Raw genomic sequence first — 2,114 nt, 5'->3', positions numbered from 1 at the left:
TATTCCGCGTTCGAAAGTTGTTGTACCCCCGGTAGGACCAGCTCCAGAACTATCGCTGAACTGGCCGTTTCCCACTCGGTGTCAGTGGATCTTCTCGTAAGATGTCATCGGCAACTGCCGATGTGTAACAGGCGCTGACCTGGGTCGCCACATGGTGGTCATGAACACTTCGGAGCTTCCCGCAGACATCGTGAGGATCGCCGAGTTCCTCGCCCGCAACGCGAAGATGTCGGGCGGCGAACTGTCGGTGCACGAGTTGGCTAAGATGAAGGCGAGCCTGATGAACGAGCCGACGCGGTGGAGCCGATTGCGGGTGACAGCCGAGGCGTTCGAGGCACAGTGCCGGGAAGAAGGGCTCACGGCTACCGACGCCACCGAGATCCGGAAGTACCTGCGCAAGGCTCAAGCAGGCAGAAGGCTTGTCCCCAACGGTCACAGCGACTTCAGGTTCGCGATTCCCTATGACCCGGTGGAGTAACCCAGCTGCTGTTCGTTCATGAGACGATCTCTGCCGCAGCGGCGGTGGCCTTCACCTCGCCGTGGACCACCGCCGGGCTGACGCTGACCCGCGGGCGATTTCGCGCAGCGATTGGCCTTCGGCGAGCCGGGCCAGCATCGTGCGGCGCTTGTTCCTCGTCGACGACACGGGGGCGGCCGCCCTTGCGGCCGTGGCGCCACTCTTCGGCGAGTGCAAGCGCCAGGTCCAGTACTCGAAACACTCCCGCAACATCCACTGCGCCTATCACACACCAGCACCCGGATCGGCTTGCGCGGCGGCGCACTACCGATCTCCAACGCATCGAACAACGTGTGCCGGATATCGCGCGGGGTGGGCCGCGTCCGGAACTGCACCCGACCCACCGTGTCCGGCGCTAGCTGTTGCGGGTCGTGACGTTGGTGATGTGGGGCATGGGGTGAGTTGAAAGGGCGGTTCTTTCGGCTGCAGGATGTGAAACGCTAACACCACGTCCGCCACAGACGAAAGAACCGCCGTGTCTCACCCGTAATGCTCCGCTCACCGTCGAGGGCCGCCACGGGCTTGTGCACCGCTGTCGAACCCGCCCGGTCTCTCATAACGCCGCCGAGATGGGCGTCTCGTGGCAATATGCATCGAACTGGGCCAACAGGTTCCGCTGCTTCGGCGAGCTCGGCCTGCTCGCTCGATCCTCGGCGCGCACCGGTCGCCGACAACGACCCTACTTGAGCTCGTCCACCGAATCGAGCAGCTGCGCAGGACCAGGAAGCGGTTGGGCATGCAGGATCGCGCTCGGGCTGTCGAGGGCACCCCCATGTCGGTGCGGACAGTCGTCAGTCATTTGGCCCAGGAACATCGGCGAGGTCACTCATACGAGATGATCCATGCCGCCGCGCGGATATGCTGCGGGCAGTCACCGTGACCTGACCCCAGGGTTTCGGTCCGGGGAGTGTGAGAGCCTTGCGGCCCACGAAGTGGGTAGGAAGGCTCGAAGACCATGGCGACACGCAAGAGGCACACCCCTGAGCAGGTCGTGCGCAAACTGAGCGAGGCCGATCGACTGCTCGGCGAGGGCAAGGACATCGCCGAGGTGTGCCGAACTCTGCAGATCACCGAAGCGACCTACTACCGCTGGCGCAACCAGTTCGGCGGACTCAAAGCCGACGACGCGAAACGGCTGAAAGACCTCGAACGCGAAAACTCTACCCTGAAAAGACCTCTCGCCGACGCCGAGCTGGAGAAAGCAGCGTTGAAGGAGATCGCCAAGGGAAACTTCTAGACCCGGAACGCCGGCGGGCGGCCGTGGCGCACCTGATGCGCGTGCTCGCGCTCAGCGAACGGTTCGCCTGCCGGGTCACCGGGCAACACCGAAGTACCCAGCGCCGCCCACCGGCCGACCAGACCGCAGCCGATCCTGATGCCGCGTTGCGTGATTGGTTACGCGACTGGGCCAAAGCACATCCCCGGCAGGGTTTCCGCCGCGCCTATCACGACGCTCGCGGCGAGGGCTGGACGGTCAACCACAAGAAGATCTAACGCCTCTGGCGCGACGAGGGACTGCGAGTGCCGCAGCGGCGCCGCCGAAAACGCTTGGGCACCTCCACCGCCACGGCGGTGACCGCGAACGCACCGAACCGGT

The 2,114-nt window shown here is 64.5% G+C and carries 1 protein-coding gene and 2 pseudogenes; all 3 read left to right on the top strand.

Features of this window, described 5'->3' with window-relative positions; all coding sequences use genetic code 11:
• The first annotated feature begins 160 nt into the window (after positions 1–160).
• Positions 161–478 (top strand): hypothetical protein, encoded by a 318-nt coding sequence (locus NS3_RS28065; protein ID WP_157101595.1) that lies wholly within the window; start codon positions 161–163, stop codon positions 476–478.
• Between the two features lie 563 nt (positions 479–1,041).
• Positions 1,042–1,340, top strand: a pseudogene (locus NS3_RS28740) (leucine zipper domain-containing protein); the annotation flags it as partial.
• Between the two features lie 132 nt (positions 1,341–1,472).
• Positions 1,473–2,114, top strand: a pseudogene (locus NS3_RS28735) (transposase); the annotation flags it as partial.

It is taken from the genome of Nocardia shimofusensis NBRC 100134, assembly GCF_001613125.1.
In the GTDB taxonomy this organism is placed as follows: domain Bacteria; phylum Actinomycetota; class Actinomycetes; order Mycobacteriales; family Mycobacteriaceae; genus Nocardia; species Nocardia shimofusensis.
The sequence above is the reverse complement of the archived record's forward strand: the minus strand, read 5'-3'. Positions and strand labels throughout refer to the sequence as shown.

What these genes read in the sequence shown, in the direction of transcription:
- NS3_RS28065 (WP_157101595.1), top strand. Translation starts at nt 161, where the DNA reads ATGAACACTTCGGAGCTTCCCGCAGACATCGTGAGGATCGCCGAGTTC.